Annotated in this window: 16 protein-coding genes; 4 read left to right on the top strand and 12 right to left on the bottom strand. The window is 71.1% G+C overall.

Translation table 11 applies throughout. The features are described from left to right. Positions 1 to 8: 8 nt before the first annotated feature. From ABZU25_RS01110 to ABZU25_RS01120, 3 genes are all read right to left on the bottom strand, one after another. A complete protein-coding gene (locus ABZU25_RS01110) occupies positions 9 to 755 on the bottom strand; it encodes an ABC transporter ATP-binding protein (protein ID WP_355027276.1) in 747 nt (248 codons plus the stop codon). Position 756: 1 nt separating this feature from the next. Further along, positions 757 to 1,584: an ABC transporter permease gene (locus ABZU25_RS01115; protein ID WP_355027277.1), complete on the bottom strand. Its 828-nt coding sequence runs from the start codon at positions 1,582 to 1,584 to the stop codon at positions 757 to 759. 72 nt (positions 1,585 to 1,656) lie between these two features. Beyond that, positions 1,657 to 3,027, bottom strand: coding sequence for an L-serine ammonia-lyase (locus tag ABZU25_RS01120; RefSeq protein ID WP_355027278.1), 1,371 nt, complete (start codon positions 3,025 to 3,027; stop codon positions 1,657 to 1,659). Between the two features lie 365 nt (positions 3,028 to 3,392). On the opposite strand from ABZU25_RS01120, the gene ABZU25_RS01125 reads away from it, so the two are divergent. Further along, positions 3,393 to 3,602, top strand: a complete 210-nt coding sequence (locus ABZU25_RS01125) for a PspC domain-containing protein (protein WP_355027279.1) — start codon at positions 3,393 to 3,395, stop codon at positions 3,600 to 3,602. Positions 3,603 to 3,808: 206 nt separating this feature from the next. Here the strand turns inward: ABZU25_RS01125 and ABZU25_RS01130 are convergent, their stop codons facing one another. The 7 genes from ABZU25_RS01130 to pdxH all read right to left on the bottom strand — a co-directional run bounded on the left by ABZU25_RS01130 (position 3,809) and on the right by pdxH (position 9,929). Beyond that, entirely contained in the window at positions 3,809 to 4,657 is an 849-nt protein-coding gene (locus ABZU25_RS01130) for a DUF4230 domain-containing protein (protein ID WP_355027280.1), read from the bottom strand. A 99-nt stretch (positions 4,658 to 4,756) separates the two neighbouring features. Then, a complete protein-coding gene (locus tag ABZU25_RS01135) occupies positions 4,757 to 5,920 on the bottom strand; it encodes an acyl-CoA dehydrogenase family protein (RefSeq protein WP_355027281.1) in 1,164 nt (387 codons plus the stop codon). A gap of 44 nt (positions 5,921 to 5,964) precedes the next feature. Beyond that, complete coding sequence (locus ABZU25_RS01140) at positions 5,965 to 6,270, bottom strand: type II toxin-antitoxin system VapB family antitoxin (RefSeq protein WP_091395231.1); 306 nt, start codon at positions 6,268 to 6,270, stop codon at positions 5,965 to 5,967. A gap of 187 nt (positions 6,271 to 6,457) precedes the next feature. Beyond that, complete coding sequence (locus ABZU25_RS01145; RefSeq protein WP_355027282.1) at positions 6,458 to 7,060, bottom strand: nitroreductase family protein; 603 nt, start codon at positions 7,058 to 7,060, stop codon at positions 6,458 to 6,460. After that, complete coding sequence (locus tag ABZU25_RS01150) at positions 7,060 to 7,989, bottom strand: aldose 1-epimerase family protein (RefSeq protein ID WP_355027283.1); 930 nt, start codon at positions 7,987 to 7,989, stop codon at positions 7,060 to 7,062. The genes ABZU25_RS01145 and ABZU25_RS01150 overlap by 1 nt, the downstream gene beginning before the upstream one ends. A gap of 18 nt (positions 7,990 to 8,007) precedes the next feature. Next, entirely contained in the window at positions 8,008 to 9,303 is a 1,296-nt protein-coding gene (locus ABZU25_RS01155) for an MFS transporter (RefSeq protein WP_355027284.1), read from the bottom strand. Further along, positions 9,300 to 9,929 (bottom strand): pyridoxamine 5'-phosphate oxidase, encoded by a 630-nt coding sequence (gene pdxH, locus ABZU25_RS01160; protein ID WP_355027451.1) that lies wholly within the window; start codon positions 9,927 to 9,929, stop codon positions 9,300 to 9,302. The genes ABZU25_RS01155 and pdxH overlap by 4 nt, the downstream gene beginning before the upstream one ends. Before the next feature lie 280 nt (positions 9,930 to 10,209). Between pdxH and ABZU25_RS01165 the strand changes: the two genes are divergently transcribed. From ABZU25_RS01165 to sepH, 3 genes are all read left to right on the top strand, one after another. Beyond that, positions 10,210 to 11,316, top strand: a complete 1,107-nt coding sequence (locus tag ABZU25_RS01165) for a citrate synthase 2 (RefSeq protein WP_355027285.1) — start codon at positions 10,210 to 10,212, stop codon at positions 11,314 to 11,316. 205 nt (positions 11,317 to 11,521) lie between these two features. Then, a complete protein-coding gene (serC, locus tag ABZU25_RS01170) occupies positions 11,522 to 12,649 on the top strand; it encodes a phosphoserine transaminase (protein WP_355027286.1) in 1,128 nt (375 codons plus the stop codon). Between the two features lie 185 nt (positions 12,650 to 12,834). Continuing rightward, positions 12,835 to 13,914 carry a septation protein SepH gene (gene sepH, locus ABZU25_RS01175; RefSeq protein ID WP_355027287.1) on the top strand — a complete coding sequence of 360 codons (1,080 nt, stop codon included), beginning with the start codon at positions 12,835 to 12,837 and terminating at the stop codon, positions 13,912 to 13,914. Between the two features lie 69 nt (positions 13,915 to 13,983). Here sepH and ABZU25_RS01180 read toward each other — a convergent pair whose 3' ends face one another. Together ABZU25_RS01180 and ABZU25_RS01185 are read right to left on the bottom strand one after the other, a co-directional pair. Beyond that, complete coding sequence (locus ABZU25_RS01180) at positions 13,984 to 14,814, bottom strand: alpha/beta fold hydrolase (RefSeq protein ID WP_355027288.1); 831 nt, start codon at positions 14,812 to 14,814, stop codon at positions 13,984 to 13,986. A gap of 36 nt (positions 14,815 to 14,850) precedes the next feature. After that, positions 14,851 to 15,516, bottom strand: a complete 666-nt coding sequence (locus ABZU25_RS01185; RefSeq protein ID WP_355027289.1) for a DUF4097 family beta strand repeat-containing protein — start codon at positions 15,514 to 15,516, stop codon at positions 14,851 to 14,853. Between the last annotated feature and the right edge of the window lie 76 nt (positions 15,517 to 15,592).

Here is a 15,592-nt window from a genome sequence, read left to right on the forward strand (position 1 = left end):
CGCGAGCGTCACCGCGGGACCGCGGCGTGGTACGCGTCGAGCGCCTCGGCGATGCTGCCGTCGAGCGTCAACCGGCCCGCGTCGAGGTACAACCCCCGACGGCAGAACCGGGTCAGGTCCTTTTCGTTGTGTGACACCAGCACCAGCGTGCGCCCCTCCCCGAGCAGACGATCAATAGTCGCGTAGCACTTCTTGCGGAACTCCGCGTCTCCGACAGCGGTCACCTCGTCCATCAACAGGATCGGGTGCGGCAGGTGCGAGATGATCGCGAAGCCGAGCCGCACCTTCATCCCCGACGAGTAGTGCCGCACCGACGTGTCGATGGCACCCTGCACCTGCTCACCGGCGAACTCGACGATCTCGTCGAAGTGGCGCTTCAGATAGCCCGTCGACAGCCCGTGCAGCCCGCCGACCAGGTGCAGGTTCTCCCGTCCGGTCAGGTCGTTGGAGAAGCCGGCGGACAACTCCAGCAGCGGCGCCACCGCGCCGTGCACCCGGATGTCACCCTCGTCCGGGATGAGCACCCCGGCGATCAGCCGCAGCAGGGTGCTCTTGCCGGTGCCGTTACGGCCGATCACCCCGACGGTCTCGCCCGGCTCGACGGTGAACGACACGTCGCGCAGCGGCCAGAACTGGCCGGGCAGGGCACCGCGCCCGCCCCGGTGGATGAACAACTCGCGCAGCCGCAGCTGGCGGCGACGGTTGCGGACGAACCGGATGCCCAGGCCGTCGGCCTCGATGATCGGGGTGGCCACGTCACAGTTCCTTGAGCACTGCGGGTTCCAACCGGCGGAACGACCACCAGCCGGCGGCCAGCACCAGCAGGCTGCCGACGATCGTGGTGGCGAGCAGCCGGGCGTCCGGGAACTCGTCCGGATACCAGATCGCGTGGTGCAGCTGGAAGATCCCGACCAGGGGGTTCAGCTCGTATCCCACCTTCAGCCAGCCGGGCAGGCCGGACTCCCGGACCAGGCTGAGCGGATAGATGATCGGCGTGGCGTAGAAGAGCAGCCGGATGATCAGCCGCATGAGCCGTTCCACGTCGCGCATCAGCACGTTCCAGGCGGACAGCAGCAGGGCGAGCCCGGTCAACAGGACGGCCTGGACGGCCACCGCGAGCGGCAGGGCGAGCAGCGACCAGCCGGGATGGATCCGACCGTGCGCCGCGTAGATCACCGCGATGGCGATCAGGATCGGCAGGCCGGCGGCGTACTCGGCGAACCGGCCGGTGACCCGGCCGATCGGAAAGACCTGACGCGGCACGTTCATCGTGGTGATCAACCGGGACTGGCCGGTCAGCGCGTTTGTCGCCTCGCTCAGCGCCGAGCTGGTCCACATCCAGGCGAAGATCCCGGTGATCAGGAACAGCGGGTACGACCCGGCCGCCTCGCCCAGATGCCGGCCGGTGTCCCGGGAGTAGAGCACCCCGAACACGAACCAGTAGATGGCGCCCATGCCGAGCGGCTCGATCAACGACCAGAAGTAGCCCAGCACGGACTGCTGGTACTTGACCGCCAGATCCCGCCGGACCAGGATGCGCAGCGAGTTGCGGTGCGACCACAACGCCGCGACGCCAGAGGTCACCGCGAGCCTCCCGCCTCCTGAAACGGACGACAGGTTAGCAGTCGGTGAACGAATGCCCCGAATCGGCCGGACTCAGCACTCGATCACGTTGACGGCCAGACCGCCACGCGCCGTCTCCTTGTATTTGACCTTCATGTCGGCGCCCGTCTCCCGCATGGTCTTGATGACCTTGTCCAGCGACACCTTGTGCACACCGTCGCCGCGCAGCGCCAGCCGGGCAGCCGTGATCGCCTTGATGCTAGCCACCGCGTTCCGCTCGATGCAGGGGATCTGCACCAGGCCACCCACCGGGTCACAGGTCAACCCGAGGTTGTGCTCCATTCCGATCTCGGCCGCGTTCTCCACCTGCTCCGGGGTGCCACCGAGCGCCTCGGCCAGCCCGGCCGCCGCCATCGAGCACGCCGAACCCACCTCACCCTGACAGCCGACCTCCGCGCCCGAGATCGACGCGTTCTCCTTGAACAGCACGCCGATCGCGCCGGCCGTCAGCAGGAACCGCACCACACCGTCGTCGTCAGCGCCCGGCACGAACCGGGTGTAGTAGTGCAGCACCGCCGGAATGATCCCGGCCGCACCGTTTGTCGGCGCGGTGACCACCCGGCCACCGGCCGCGTTCTCCTCGTTGACAGCGAGGGCGAACAGCGTCACCCAGTCCATCGCGTGCAGCGGGTCGGGCGTCCCGGCGTCCGCCTCCAGGCCACGCCGCAGCTCCGCCGCCCGCCGCCGAACCTTCAACCCACCCGGGAGTACGCCGTCCCGCTCGCAGCCGCGCTGCACGCACTCCCGCATCACCCGCCAGATCTCCAGCAGGCCGGCCCGGATGTCCGCCTCGCTGCGCCAGGACTGTTCGTTGGCAAGCATCACCTCGCTGATCGACAGGCCGGTGGAGGTGGTGACGTCGAGGAGCTGCGACCCGGTCAGGAAGGGGTACCGCACCCGCGTGCTGTCCGGTTTGATCCGGTCCGCGCCGGCCGCCGCCTCGTCCACCACGAACCCGCCGCCGACGGAGTAGTAGGTACGGCTGCGTACCTCGGCGCCGGCCCCGTCGTACGCCGCGAAGGTCATCCCGTTCGGGTGGTACGGCAGTGAACGACGCCGGTGCAACGTGAGGTCCCGATCCGGGTCGAAGTCGATCTCGTGCGCGGCCAGGATGCTGATCCGCCGCTCGGCCCGGATCCGCTCGACCCGAGGACCGACGGTGTCCGTGTCGACCGTCTCCGGCGACTCGCCCGCCAGCCCGAGCAGCACCGCCGGACCGCTGCCGTGGCCGTGCCCGGTCGCGCCCAACGAGCCGAACAGCTCAGCCTGCACCCGTGCGACGTCGGTGAGCAGCCCGTCGGCCTTGAGCCCGGCAACGAACGTCCGCGCGGCCCGCATCGGCCCCACCGTGTGCGAGCTGGACGGCCCGATACCGACGCTGAAGAGGTCGAAAACACTGATCATGGCTGCGCTTCCTCGCCGTCGTCCCGCATGCGGGACCCGGCCGCGCCAGGGCCGCCGATCTGGCGGCCCCGCTCGTGATCGACCGGGGTATGGGTTCCGGCCCCCGGGGTGTGGGTGGCCGATCTGCCAGCGTACCCGCCCAGCTCAACGCCCCCCCGACCACCGGGAGTGTGCACCTGACCGCCATCTCCCCGCCATCCACCCCGCGGCGGGCGGCTCGGGGATGCGTCAGCGAGGGGCTGCCCGGGTAAAGCACCTACGGGTCCACGGGTTGCCGCTCATCCTCGGGACGGAGGACGAGGTGGCCACCCCCTTCTACCGTGGATTGCAGACGCGGCGCACCGCCGCAGAGTGGGAGTACGACGATGAGTCGCAAACTGGTCCGACCCCGCGAGGGGCGCATGCTCGCCGGTGTCTGCGCCGGCCTCGGTCGGCGGTTCGGCATGTCCGCCGGGATGGTCCGGCTGCTGTTTCTGCTGTCCCTGCTGCTGCCCGGCACCCAGGTGATCGTCTACCTGATCCTCTGGGTTCTCATGCCGAATGAGGACACCTACCTGGCCTCCACCCAGCACTGACGCCCCCTCTCGCGCCCCGCCCAGACCGTGAGGCAGCAACTTCACCGAAGTTGCTGCCTCACGAGCGGCGGAGGCAGCAGCATCCCTGAAGTTGCGCAGATCTTGAGCCAGGGGGATCCGCAGTGGCGGGCGGGCAGTGACTGGACGCCGCAGCGCCCGCCTCGACGGATGTCGGGGCGGGCGCTCGGTGTTACGGGCTCGGCAGGTCAGGGAGCCGTGTAGGTGACGGTGATCTGCTGGTAGCCGAGGGAGCGCAGCAGCCCCTCCAGCATCTTGCGGGTGTTCTCCTCCGCTCGGGCGGAGAGCCCGCTGTCGCGGGCGGCGGCGGTGATCCGGTCCTCGGCGAGCTGGTAGACCTGCTGCTGCCGGTTGGGGTCGTTGCCGACCAGGTCACCGAGCCGGTTGAGCAGACCACGCTCCTCCGCGAAGACGTAGCTCTTCTCCATGTCGAGGTTGGTCTCGCCGAGCTGCGGCGCGGGCAGCTTGATCTCGACGGACTTGCCGTCGGCGGACTGCACGATGGCCCCTTCAGCGATCTTGGTGAAGTCGACGTACGCCTCGACACTGCCGGCTCCGACGAACAGGGTGCGCTCGTTGAGCAGGAAGTCTGGCACGTTGCGCCGGTCGTTCTGGGTGTCGACGACGACCTGGAAGTTGCCCTCCGCGGCCACGTAGCGGCTGAGGTCCTGGATCGACTTCAGCAGCGGTGGCTGGCTGCGGTCGGTCTGCTCCTTGGCGAACGGGTTGCGGAAATCCGGCAGGAAACCGGTCGCCTGGATGCCGAGCAGCACCACCACGGCCAGCGCGGCAGCGCCGAGCAGCAGGAGTAGGCCGCGAGCGGCCCCACCACCCCCACCGTCGCCACCGGTCGCTGGGCCGGTGGGCGGACCGGCGGGAGGGCCGCCGGGGCCACCAGGGCCGCCAGCACTTCCCGAGCCGCCCGGTGTATCAGTGGTCGGCTCGGGTGTAGCGGTCGACCGCTCCCGGAGATCGTCGCCGGTTGGGTAACCGGGGAACTCCCTCGTGGGCTCGTTGCTGCCAGCGTCGCGGGCCATCACGCTCACCGTCCTCGTCAGACACGTCGTCTGCCGATGACGGTACGGCCCCACTGCGACAGTCGCGCGTCGAGCGCCCGGACGGCGGAATCGGGCAGGTCAGGAGAACGCGGAAAGCCCGGTGAGCCGTTGCCCGACGACCAACTGGTGGATCTCGGAGGTGCCCTCGTACGTCAGCACGCTCTCCAGGTTGTTGGCGTGCCGCATCACCGGGTACTCGCCGGAGACGCCGTTGGCGCCGAGGATGGTGCGGCACTGCCGGGCGATGGCCAGGGCCTCCCGCACGTTGTTCAGCTTGCCCACGCTGACCTGCTCGGGCCGCAGCCGGTGGGTGTCGGCGAGCCGACCCAGGTGCAGCGCGAGCAGTTGCCCCTTCACCAGCTCGACGGCCATGTCGGCGAGCTTCGCCTGGGTGAGCTGGAAGCCGGCCAGCGGGCGGCCGAACTGGGTGCGGGTGGTGGCGTACGCCAGTGTGGTTTCCAGGCAGTCACGGGCGGCGCCGAGCGCGCCCCAGACGATGCCGTACCGGGCTTCGGTGAGGCAGCTCAGCGGCGCCTTGAGCCCGACCGCCTCGGGTAGTTGGGCGTCCGCCGGGAGCCGGACGTCGTCGAGCACGATCTCGCCGGTCACCGACGCGCGCAGCGACATCTTGCGGCGGATCTCCCGGGCCGCGACACCCGGCGTGTCCATGGGTACGGCGAAGCCGCGCACGCCCTCGTCGGTGCGCGCCCAGATCACCGCGACGTCGGCGATCGGCGCGTTGGTGATCCACATCTTTCCGCCGGTGAGCAGCCAGTCGTCGCCGTCGCGGCGGGCCCGGGTGGTCATCGAGGCGGGGTCGGAGCCGTGGTCCGGTTCGGTCAGTCCGAAGCAGCCGATCGCCGCACCGGTGGCCATCGACGGCAGCCAGCGTTGCTTCTGCTCCTCGCTGCCGTAGCGCCAGATGGCGTACATGGCGAGCGAGCCCTGCACCGAGACCAGGGAACGGAGGCCGGAGTCACCGGCTTCCAGCTCCTGGCAGGCCAGCCCGTAGGCGACAGCGGACGCGCCGGCGCAGCCGTAGCCGGTCAGGTGCATGCCGAGCAGTCCCAGCTTGCCGAACTCGCGGGCCAGGTCCCGGGCCGGCACCTGGCCGTCCTCGTACCAGTCGGCGACGTGCGGTCGCACCCGGTCGTCGACGAGCTGGCGGACGACGTCGCGGATCTGCCGCTCCTCCGCGCTGAGCGACAGGTCCAGGTCGAGCAGGTCGAGCGGAGCGGTCATGGACGCCACCTTAACGAAGGTTCAGCGCGTGAGAGAAGGGCTCGTCACTCGATCGGTCCCGAGAGCACCAGCACCCGCGCGTGGATCTGGTTGCGCTGTTGCAGGGCGGCGCGCAACGCCCGGTGCAGCCCGTCCTCCAGGTAGAGCCCGCCGTTCCACTGCACGACATGCGGGAAGAGGTCACCGTAGAAGGTGGAATCCTCGGCGAGGAGCTTGTCCAGCGCCAGCTCGCGCTTGGTGGTGATCATCTGATCCAGGCGCAGCGGACGGGGCGGGATCTCCGCCCACTGCTTCAGGGTCAGGTTGTGCTCCGGGTAGGGACGCCCGTCCCGGACCGCTCTGAAGATCACGACGGCACGCTCCCCTCCCCGTGGCCGGGCCGACCGACAGCGCCGAGCCGGGCCGCGGCGGGCACCGCGCGGCGCGGCACCGATGACCGTGCCAGCCTAGCCGCCCAGCGCTCGCTGCGTTCTGCTCCCTGATGTCAGTTTCGCTATCGCTCGTCCGATCCTCAACCGGACGAACGGGACGTCCCGCTCAGCTCCACCTGCCGCGCCGCACAACCTCGTCCACTCCACGACGCCCACGGCGCAGCGACGGTGACCGATGGTCGGGTGCCCGGTAACCGATTGTGACGGCACCGATGGGTTGGTACTCCGCAGGCACGCCGAACGCCTCCCGGTAACTGGCCAGCCGCTGCGCCGCGATGCCGAAGAAACAGGCTCCCAACCCCTCGTCCACGGCGGTGAGCAGCATCAGCAACGCGGCGAAGCCGGTGTCCACGTGCCAGTACGGCACCGGCCACCGGTCGGTGGACCGGTCCGTCCAACCCTTGTCCGGCTCGGCGTAGCGCCGCAGGTAGGCCGACTCGTTGGCGTGCGGCACCACGATGAGCGGCGCCCGGCGCATCCCGGCCAGCCAGCGCTCCCGTCCACCGCCGTCCGGGGTGGTGGCCGCCCAGAACCGCTCCCGGTCGGCCGGCTCCTCCAGCACCAGGAAACCCCAACCCTGGGCGAACCCCGCCGACGGGGCGCGGATCGCATGGTCGAGCAGCCGTTCCACCACGTCGGGCGGGACCGGGCGGTCCGGGTCGTAGTTGCGCACCATCCGCCGACGCCGGACGACCTCGGCGAACTCCATCAGGCCCCGGGCCGGATGCCCCAGGCACCCCGCCAGGTCGTACCGGGCTTGAGCGAGAGCAGGTCCCTACCCGACCGGAACGCGTCCGGAGGGCAGGTCATCGGCTCGATCGCCACCGAGCGGCGGTGCCGCACACCGGTGAGCGCGTCCCCGGTGAACACCTGCCACCAGCCGAACTCCGCATCCGCCCAGATGTGCACACCAGTCGAACCGCCCGGGGCGGACAGGCTCACCGACGAGCCACCGTCGGCGTCGCGGATCACCTCGCCGAAGCACAGGTCCAGCTCGGCGGCACCGATCCGGCGCGGGCTGGTCCAGTCGAACTCGGTGCCGGCCACCGGCGTGGCACCGATCGGCAGCAACCGGCCGTCGACGAGCATCCGGGTCCGGGTCGGCAGCCGCATGACCAGGTCGTCGACCGCGACGCCCGGCAGTTGCAGGTACGGGTGCACGGAGAAACCGAACGGCGCCGCCTCGCCACCGATGTTTGTCACCTCGTGCTCGGCGCGCAGCCCGTCCGCGTCGACGCTCCACCGGCTGAGCAGCCGCAACGGCCACGGGTAGCCAGGCTGCGGCGGCAGGTCGTAGCCGAGGGTCACGGCGGCCTCCGACTGCTCCAACAGACGCCACGGCACCCAGTTGACCAGGCCGTGGATCGCCACGTGCCGCTCCGGCTCGGTCAGCGGGAGCTGGTGCGTCCGCTCGCCGAACGGGTAGCGGCCATCGCGGATCCGGTTCGGCCAGGGCGCCAGCACCTGCCCGGCGCAGCCGGGGCAGACCTCGTCGGTCTGGTAACCGTCGACCAGGTCGACACCGTCGTGCCGGTACGTCCGGAGCCCACCACCCACCTCCACGATGACAGCCTCGTGGCCGGCGGCGGAGATGGTCCACTGGGCGCCGGAGAACGCGCGCTGCTCGGGGCTTTCCATGTCGGCGACCCTAACCGGTCACGTCCGGCCGCCGCTCGACGCCGCCGCCCGGTAGCGCACCAGTGCCGGGAACGCGACCGCGAGCACCACGACGAGCACCGCCGAGGCGAGTCCGCCGGCCACCCAGGCCACCCCGCCGCCGAACCCGGCGGCCATCGTGCCGGCCCGCAGATCGCCAAGCCGCGGACCACCGGCCACCACTACCGTGTTGACGCCCTGGAGCCGGCCACGCATCCGGTCCGGTGCGTAGACCAGCATCATCGACTGGCGCAGCACCGCGCTGACCAGGTCGGCGGCCCCGGCCACGGCGAGCAGGAGGACCATCAGCCAGAGCCTGTGGGCGAGCCCGGCCGCGGCGATCGCGACTCCCCAGGCGACCACCGCGACCACCAGGCCGAGGCCCTGCCGGCGGAGCCGGCCGATCCAGCCGGAGGTCAGCCCACCGATCATCGAGCCGATCGCGATGGCGCTGTAGAGCAGGCCGACAGCTCCACCGCCACCGAACCTGTCGTGGGCGATCTCCGGGAAGAGTGCCCGCGGCATGGCGAGGATCATCGCGATCAGGTCCACCCCGAAGGACAGCAGCAGCACCGGCGTGGTGGCCAGGTACCGGAATCCGTCGACCACGCTGGCCAGGCCGGCGCGCCGGGGCTCACCGTCGGCGGTCGGCTCGGGCGGCAGCGCGGGCAGTCGCAGCCCCGCCCAGAGCATCGCGGTGAACAGCACCGCGTCCACCCCGTACGCGATGGGCAGCACGACTGTGGTGTCCGCCGAGGCGGAGAGGATCAGGCCGGCGGCGAGCGGGCCGGCGACCGCGGCGGCGGTGAAGGTCGTGTAGTTCAGGGTGCTGGCGGCCGGCACCAGGTCGTCCGGCACCAACCGGGGCAGCATGGCGCTGCGGGCCGGCGAGGTGATCGCGAACGCCACCGACTGCAACGCCATCAACGCCAGCAGCAGCACCGGGCTGCCCACGTTCAGCAGGGCCTGGACCAGCAGCCCGAGGGTCGACGCCCAGAGCAGGACCGAGCCGCCGAGCAGCACGGCACGACGGTCGTGGGCGTCGGCGACAGCGCCACCCCAGAGCCCGAAGATCAGCAACGGTACGAAGGCCGCCACGCCCAGCAGACCCACCCAGAACGAGTCCCGGGTCAGGGCGTACATCTCCACCGGAACGGCGACGGCCGTAAATTGGAATCCGAACATCGCCACGGTGTTGCCGAGCCAGAGCCGCCGGTACGCGGGCACCCGCAGCGGACGTACGTCGATCGCCCAGCGACGCGCCCCGCGCGGCCCGGCCTCCTGCACACCCGTCACGGCGCCAACCGCTCGACGATCCAGCCACCCTCGTCGAGGTGACGGAAGCGGAGCCGGTCGTGCAACCGACCGGCCCGACCCTGCCAGAACTCCACCGAGTCGGGTCGGACCCGAAATCCGCCCCAGTGCGGCGGGATCGGGATCTCCGCCTCGCCGTCGAACCGCTCGGCCACCTCCCGGTAGCGCTCCTCCAGCGCCGCCCGGTCCGGCACCACCTGCGACTGCGGGCTGGCCCAGGCACCCAGTTGGGAGCCGCGCGGCCGGCTGGCGAAGTACGCGGCGCTCGTCGCGCGGTCGACCGGCACGACCCGCCCGGCGACCACCACCTGCCGCTGCATGGGAAACCACGGGAAGACCAGGCTGGCGTACGGGTTGTCGGACGCCTCGACGCCCTTGCGGGACAGGTGGTTGGTGTAGAAGACGAAGCCGTCCGGGTCGTACCCCTTGAGCAGCACCGTCCGACCGCTCGGCCGGCCGGCGGAGTCCGCGGTGCCCACCACCATCGCGTTCACCTCGGGTAGCCCGAAGGCCACCGCGTCGGCGAACCAGCTGTCGAACTGCGTGTGCCAGTCGGCGGCCAGGTCGGCTTCGGTCAGGCCCAGGTCCGCGGCGTACTCGTTACGCATCGCGGCCGGGGCGGGTGTGTCGCCCGTCACTTCCCCACTCCTTCTCGGCAGGTCCGCCGGCACCCTCCCGCGCTGGCCAGCCCGCACCGCCCAGTCTCACCGAGTCCGGCGGAGAATGCGCGTCCGGGGATGTCGCGTGCAGCACAGTCGCCGTGGGTCGCGTATCCGGTTACTCAGCAGGCAAGATGTTCCGAACACATCCCTGAGGGTCGCCTAGGGCGCTCGGCCGACCGGGCCGGATGAGCCGACCGGGCGCACCGACCAGATCCAGGAGAGCGACATGGCCGACTTCAAACCCGGGCTGGAGGGCGTCGTAGCCTTCGAGACCGAGATCGCCGAACCCGACCGCGAGGGTGGCGCGCTGCGCTACCGCGGGGTCGACATCGAGGATCTGATCGGTCAGGTCTCGTTCGGCAACGTGTGGGCGCTGCTTGTTGACGGCCGGTTCGGGCCGGGTCTGCCCCCGGCGGAGCCGTTCCCGGTGCCTGTGCACTCCGGTGACATCCGGGTCGACGTGCAGTCGGCGGTCGCCATGCTCGCCCCGTACTGGGGGCTCAGCCAACTGCTTGACATCTCCGACGAGCAGGCCCGCGAGGACCTCGCCCGGGTTTCGGTGACCGCGCTCTCCTTCGTCGCCCAGTCCGCCCGAGGGCTCGGCCTGCCGGCGGTGCCACAGAAGGAGATCGACAAGGCGCAGACCATCGTCGAGCGGTTCATGAAGCGTTGGCGCGGCGAGCCCGACCCGCGCCACGTCAAGGCCGTCGACGCGTACTTCATCTCGGCCGCCGAGCACGGCCTGAACGCCTCCACCTTCACCGCCCGCATCGTCGCCTCCACCGGAGCGGACGCGGCGGCCTGCATCTCCTCCGGCATCGGCGCCCTCTCCGGCCCGCTGCACGGCGGCGCGCCGTCCCGGGTGCTCAGCATGCTGGAGGCGGTGGAGCGCAGCGGCGACGCGGAGGGCTACGTCAAGGGCGTGCTCGATCGCGGCGAGCGGCTGATGGGCTTCGGCCACCGCGTCTACCGGGCCGAGGACCCGCGCGCCCGGGTGCTCCGCCGCACGGCCAAGGAGTTGAGCGCGCCGCGCTTCGAGATCGCCGAGGCGCTGGAGAAGGCCGCGCTCGCCGAGTTGCAGGCCCGCCGCCCGGACCGGGTGCTGGCCACCAACGTCGAGTTCTGGTCGGCCGTCGTACTGGACTTCGCCGAGGTGCCGGCGCATATGTTCACCTCGATGTTCACCTGCGCGCGGATGGGCGGTTGGAGCGCGCACATCCTGGAGCAGAAGCGCCTGCAGCGGCTTGTCCGCCCGGCCGCCCGCTACGTCGGCCCGGAGGCCCGCAAGCCGTCCGGCGTCGAAGGCTGGGCCGCCATCCCGCACGGCGTCTGACCGGTTGAGAAGGGGCCCCTCCGCTACGTCCGGCGTAGCGGAGGGGCCCTTTCGCACGTCAGCCGAGCGGTCGCCGTCGAGGTGTGGCGAAGGACTCAGCCCGGCCCGCGGGGGCCCGGCTTCCACCGATGGGTCCGAGTGCGAGGATGAGGGCCGGCAGTGTCGCCGGGCCCGCCCTCGCCCTTGCGGAAGGATCTTCAAGACCGTGGCTGACGCACCGACCATCCGGATTCCCGATGACATCAAGCCCGCCGACGGACGCTTCGGCTGCGGCCCGTCCAAGGTCCGCCCCGCGGCGGTGTCCGCCCTCGCCGAGGTCGCCACCAGCTACCTGGGCACCTCGCACCGGCAGAAGACGGTCCGCGACCAGGTGGCCCGGCTGCGCTCCGGCATCGCCGAGTTCTTCTCGCTGCCCGAGGGTTACGAGGTAGTGATCGGCAACGGTGGCACCACCGCGTTCTGGGAGGTCGCCACCTTCGGCCTGGTGCGCGACCGGGCCCAGTTCGCCAGCTTCGGCGAGTTCGGCGCCAAGTTCGCCAAGTCGGTGAAGGACGCGCCGTTCCTCGGTGAGCCGACCGTTCGCAAGGCCGAGGCCGGCAGCGCGCCGACCCTGGTCGCCGAGTCCGGCGTGGACGCGTACGCGACTCCGCAGAACGAGACGTCGACCGGCGTGGCCGTCCCGATCAGCCGGGTGGCCGGTGCGGACGAGGGCGCGTTGCTGCTTGTCGACGCGACCTCCGGCGCGGGTGGCCTGGAGGTCAACGTCGGCGAGACCGACGTCTACTACTTCGCTCCGCAGAAGTGCTTCGGCTCCGACGGCGGTCTCTGGCTGGCCCTGATGTCACCGGCCGCGCTGGATCGCGCCGCCGAGATCAAGGCGTCCGGGCGCTACATCCCCGCCTTCCTCGACCTGGTCACCGCGATCGACAACTCGCGGTTGGAGCAGACCTACAACACCCCGGCGCTGGCCACCATCTTCCTGGCCGCCGAGCAGACCGACTGGATGAACGCGCAGGGCGGCCTCGCCTGGGCGGCCAAGCGCACCGCCGAGAGCGCCGCCACGGTGTACGGCTGGGCGGAACGGTCCAGCGTGGCCAGCCCGTTCGTCGGCGACCCGGCGCTGCGTTCCAACGTGGTCGCCACGATCGACTTCGCCGACGGGGTGGACGCCACCGCGATCGCCAAGGCGCTGCGCGCCAACGGCATCGTGGACACCGAGCCATACCGCAAGCTCGGTCGCAACCAACTGCGGGTGGCGCTGTTCCCGGCCGTCGAGCCGACGGATGTCGAGGCGTTGACCGCGTCCATCGACTACGTCATCGAGCGACTCTGACGTTCGTCACGGTCGGTGTTCGTTGGGGCCTCCACGGACACCGACCGTGATCATCGTTGCAGCTCAGTCGCGACATGCGGGGTGTCGCTTCCCCCACCCCGAGACAGATGCGCGTACGGTGGTCCGAGACGCCTGGGTGGCCGACTCGTGGCGTGCGGCCAGCGAAGCGGGACGGAGGCAACGCTATGCGCCCAGTACGCTTCGTCGCCCTCTCCGAGGACGGGCAGGCGCTGGTGCTCGCCGACGAGGTCGGGCGACTCCTCGCCCTGCCGATTGACGAGCGCATCGCCGGCGTGATGCATCCTGAGCCGGGTGCACCGCCGCTCGCGGTGGCACCAAGCACAGTCGACCCGATTCCCTCACTGTCTCCCCGGGACATCCAGGCCCGTATCCGCTCCGGTGAGTCCGCCGAGGACGTCGCCCGGATCGCCGGCGTGCCGGTCGACCGGGTGCTGCGCTACGCCGGCCCGGTGCTCCAGGAACGGGCGATGCTCGCCCAGCATGCCCGTCGGACGCGCCTCAAGGGAGCGGAGAAGCCCACCCCGCTCGCCGAGGTGGTAAACGGTCGGCTGAGCCAGCACGGCATCGACACCGAGAAGATCTCCTGGGACGCCTACCGGCGGGACGACGGCACCTGGCGGATCCTCGCCACCTGGCCGTCTGGCAAGGCCACCGCACAGGCCATCTGGGACATGGACAAGGCCCGGCAGGTGGTCACGCCGCACGACGACATGGCGCAATATCTGTGCGCCGAGCGGCCCACGCCGATCCTCGGCCAGGAGCCGGCGCCGGAGCGGAGCGGGCACGGCCTGCCCGGTCCCTCGCGCGGCGAGCCGAGCCGTGGTGGGCACGGGTTGCCGGCGGCGTCCGAGCACCCGCGCGCTGGCCGGGACCCGATCCGGGCCGGACGGGACGCGCTGCTCGCCTCCCTGGACCGCCCGCTCGGCGCCTCGTCGGGTCGTGGCCTCGAGCCGCGTACCCCGGCTGCTCTTGCCGGTTCGGACGCGCCTCGGCAGCGGCCGGTCGGCGGGGGTGCGGCCGCGCTGCTCGGCGGCGGCCAGGGGTCGGCTTTCGACGACGACTCGGACGCGCCCAAGGAGGTGCCGGTCGTGCCGTCGCTGGCGGTGCTGCGGCCCCGCCGCACGGGCGCGGCGGCAGCCGCCGGTGGTGAGTCCACCGATGCCAACGGCAAGCCGCGCAAGCGCCTGCCGAGCTGGGACGACGTGCTCTTCGGCAGCGGGCCGGCGGCGCGCGAGTCTTCCTGACGCGTCGCGTTGGCGGGTGGCGGTTCGCCACCCGCCACCCGCCACCCGCCGACGCGGAACGCGTGGACCTCACCGAGGGTCTTCAGCGTCCCCGCGGTCGAGGCCGGCGACCTCGCGTACGGCCTTGGCGACGGCCGGGAAGTCCTTCTTGAGGATCGCACCGTGGTTGCTGGCGACCTTCGCGGCGATCTGGATGTGCGGGTTGCGGACGGTCGCCGCGTCGAGGCTGGCACGGATCTTCTCCTGCTCGTCACCGCGACTTCCGAGGGACGTGCCGGAGGCGACGACGTACCGCACCGGGACGGTGATGCCGTCCAGCACGGGGCCCAACTCGCGCTCACGGGAGAGTCTGCCCAGCTCGATGTTGCTGTCCGCCATCTGTTCGGCATTCATTCGCGGGGTCAGACCGGTTGGGCGCAGCAGCGGCATGAACACGTTCATCCGTCGGAACATCTTCCGGATCCGCTGCTCCATGGCCTCGTCGAGCCAGTCGTGCGGGAACGCGCCGTCGACCAGGACCGCACCGAGAGCGCGGTCCGGGTTCCGGTTGGCCCAGTGTGCCCCGACCACCGCCCCGTAGGACCAGCCCACCACCACCGCGCGGTCCACCTTCCGGGCGGCGAGGACGGCGTCGACGTCGCGGACGGCCGCCTCGAAGGAGTAGTCCGCTGAGCGCTTCGACTTCCTGCCGCGAGCCCGCTCGTCGTAGGTGATGTGCCGCCAACCGGTGCCCAGTTCGGCGATGACTCGACGCCAGTATCCCTGGGTGGCGAACTGGCCGTTGAGGTAGAGCACGGGGACACCGGGGCCGCCGGTGTCGGTGACGGCCAGTGCGGTGTCGTCGACCGGCACCATGCCGGTCCACGTCGAGCTGGTCGCGGGAGCGTTGTTCATCGTCATGTCTCCACCTTTGGTCGCGTCGGGGGTCTGTCGGGATCAGAGGCTGCGGGCGGTGATGTCGCCGTGGGAGGTGGTGGCGCGGATGTCGAGTGCGGGGGTGCCGTCGTTCTTGAGGGCGTTGCTGACCCGGCCGTGGCCGGTGCCGGCGTCCAGCGCGGCCGAGACGCCAGCGGCGGCGGCGACCGAGATGTCGCCGGACTGAGTCGTCAGCAGGACGGTGCCGTGGACGGCTTCGGCGATCCGGATGTCGCCCCTGGTGGTGCTGATCTCCGCGGGGCCGGTGAGCCGGCCGACCTCGACGTCGCCGTCGATCGCGGTGAGGCGGACGCTCGCCGCCTCATCGATCTTGATCTGGCGGTACGCGCCGTCGAAGGTGATGTCGCCGAGGCGTCCGACACCCCGCAGCTCGGCGCTGGCGGCCTTGGCGTCGATGCGGGAGCCGGCGGGCAGTCGGACTGTCACCTGCAGGGATCCGGAGGGACCGACGAGCGGGTTGCCGGGGGTTGCGGCCGTGATCCGCAGGACGCCGTCGGCGTACGTGACGGTGGTCGCCTCGGCGGCCCTGGTGTCGCGGCTCCTGGCCGGATTGGTGGGCAGGATCTCGACGGTGGTGTCGGCGCGGTCCGCGGCGATGAGCTGGATACGCCCGGCGGGGATGTTCAGGATGGCGGAGATCGGGGCGGGGGTGTCGAACGTCTTCATCAGGCTCTCCGGTGCTCGTGCGTTGTTTCTGATACCGGAAAAGCTACGTTGCGTTCCAAGTCACGGCAACAAGCTT

It is taken from the genome of Micromonospora sp. NPDC005215 (assembly GCF_040607915.1).
In the GTDB taxonomy this organism is placed as follows: domain Bacteria; phylum Actinomycetota; class Actinomycetes; order Mycobacteriales; family Micromonosporaceae; genus Micromonospora.

Bases quoted from the DNA above. Each gene is read 5' to 3' on its own strand.
- ABZU25_RS01145 (WP_355027282.1), bottom strand. From the start codon at position 7,060: ATGGAGTTCGCCGAGGTCGTCCGGCGTCGGCGGATGGTGCGCAACTAC.
- pdxH (WP_355027451.1), bottom strand. From the start codon at position 9,929: ATGCGTAACGAGTACGCCGCGGACCTGGGCCTGACCGAAGCCGACCTG.
- ABZU25_RS01150 (WP_355027283.1), bottom strand. From the start codon at position 7,989: ATGGAAAGCCCCGAGCAGCGCGCGTTCTCCGGCGCCCAGTGGACCATC.
- ABZU25_RS01130 (WP_355027280.1), bottom strand. From the start codon at position 4,657: ATGGCCCGCGACGCTGGCAGCAACGAGCCCACGAGGGAGTTCCCCGGT.
- ABZU25_RS01135 (WP_355027281.1), bottom strand. From the start codon at position 5,920: ATGACCGCTCCGCTCGACCTGCTCGACCTGGACCTGTCGCTCAGCGCG.
- ABZU25_RS01125 (WP_355027279.1), top strand. From the start codon at position 3,393: ATGAGTCGCAAACTGGTCCGACCCCGCGAGGGGCGCATGCTCGCCGGT.
- ABZU25_RS01120 (WP_355027278.1), bottom strand. From the start codon at position 3,027: ATGATCAGTGTTTTCGACCTCTTCAGCGTCGGTATCGGGCCGTCCAGC.
- ABZU25_RS01185 (WP_355027289.1), bottom strand. From the start codon at position 15,516: ATGAAGACGTTCGACACCCCCGCCCCGATCTCCGCCATCCTGAACATC.
- sepH (WP_355027287.1), top strand. From the start codon at position 12,835: ATGCGCCCAGTACGCTTCGTCGCCCTCTCCGAGGACGGGCAGGCGCTG.
- ABZU25_RS01165 (WP_355027285.1), top strand. From the start codon at position 10,210: ATGGCCGACTTCAAACCCGGGCTGGAGGGCGTCGTAGCCTTCGAGACC.
- ABZU25_RS01180 (WP_355027288.1), bottom strand. From the start codon at position 14,814: ATGACGATGAACAACGCTCCCGCGACCAGCTCGACGTGGACCGGCATG.